The organism is Streptomyces sp. NRRL S-495 (genome assembly GCF_000966955.1).
GTDB lineage: Bacteria > Actinomycetota > Actinomycetes > Streptomycetales > Streptomycetaceae > Kitasatospora > Kitasatospora purpeofusca.
In genome coordinates this window covers 1-1,612 of sequence record NZ_JZWY01000684.1, presented here as the reverse complement: position 1 = coordinate 1,612, position 1,612 = coordinate 1, and the positions used below count along the sequence as shown (strand labels likewise).

Below are 1,612 nucleotides of genomic sequence, written 5' to 3'. Positions count from 1 at the left end.
GCGCCGTCGGCGCCAGCCGCAAGCAGATCACCCTCTCGGTGCTGATCGAGGCCCTGCTGGTCGGCCTGGCCGCCTCGATCGGCGGTCTGCTCGGCGGCATCGGCATCGCGGCCGGTCTGCAGTCCCTGCTCAACGGCCCGTGGGACGCCAACCTGCCGGACGGCCCGCTGGTGATCGCCCCGTCCACCGTGATCGCCTCGCTCGCCGTCGGCGTCGCCGTCACCGTGCTGGCCGCCTGGCTGCCCTCGCTGCGCGCCTCCCGGGTCGCCCCGGTCGCCGCGATGAGCTCCAGCGAGCAGCCCGCCACCCAGAAGTCGCTGCTGGTGCGCAACATCATCGGCCTGCTGTTCGCCTCCGGCGGCGCGCTCGGCCTGATCGGCGGCGCGGCCACCGAGTCGGTCAACCTGGTGGGCCTCGGCGCCGGCGCGCTGATGATCGGTGTCTTCGTCCTCACCCCGCTGCTGTCCCGCCCGGTGATCGCGCTGTTCGCCCCGGTGCTGCGCAGGCTGTTCGGCACGCCCGGGAAGCTGGCCCGCGAGAACGCCGTGCGCAACCCGCGCCGGACCGCCGCCACGGCCTCCGCCCTCACCATCGGCGTCACCCTGATCACCACGCTGAGCGTGGTCGGCGCCTCGGTGAGCAAGGCCGCCGACAAGGCCTTCGCCAGCGACCTCAAGGCGGACTACGCCGTCGCCATGGACAACTACTCGATGCTCTCCCCCGAGGTCGCCGGGCAGATCGCCAAGACGGCCGGGGTCACCGCGATGAGCGTGGTGCGGCATGTGCCGGTGAAGGCGGTCGCCGACGGCGACACCTCCTCGCTGACCTCCGTGGACGCGGCGACCTTCGACCGGCTGGTCGACATCAAGGTCACCGCGGGCGCGGCCGACGCGCTCCAGCAGGGCAAGCTGCTGGCCTCCAAGGACTACGCCGAGCGCAACGACCTCACGGTCGGCTCGACCCTGGACATCACCTACCCCGACGGCACCCGCGGCAGCCTCGCCGTCGGCGCCCTGGTGGAGCAGAACTCCGAGGTCCGCGGACTGATCGCCCCGGACCGGCTGGTCGGGCCGCACGCCGCCGCCGGCTCCGGCCTGCAGAAGGTGCTGGTCAAGGGCGCCGACGGCGCCACCCCCGCGCTCAAGCAGGCCCTGCGCGACGCCACCGGCGGCAACCCGCTGATCGGCGTCAAGGGCGAGAAGGACATCAAGGCGGAGACCAACCGGGCGATCAACGGCGTGCTGAACGTCATGTACGGGCTGCTGGGCATGTCCGTGATCGTCGCGATCCTCGGCGTGGTCAACACCATGGCGATGTCGGTGTTCGAGCGCCGCCGTGAGATCGGCATGCTGCGGGCGATCGGCCTGGACCGGCGCGGCGTCGGCCGGATGGTCCGGCTGGAGTCGCTGATGATCGCGCTGTTCGGCGGTGTGGTCGGTGTGCTGCTCGGCATCGTCACCGCCTGGGCCGCCGTCCGGACGATCGCGGGCTCGCTCAAGAGCATCACCCTGGTGCTGCCGCCGGTGCAGATCGGGTTCTTCCTGGTCGCCGCCGCCGTGATCGGCCTGCTGGCCGCCGTCTGGCCGGCCCGCCGGGCGGCCCGGCTGGACAT

The 1,612-nt window shown here is 72.6% G+C and carries 1 protein-coding gene; it reads left to right on the top strand.

What is annotated here, in order from left to right:
* Positions 1 to 1,612: FtsX-like permease family protein (locus tag VR45_RS30805; protein WP_045943160.1), on the top strand; the 1,612-nt coding region annotated here is incomplete at both ends.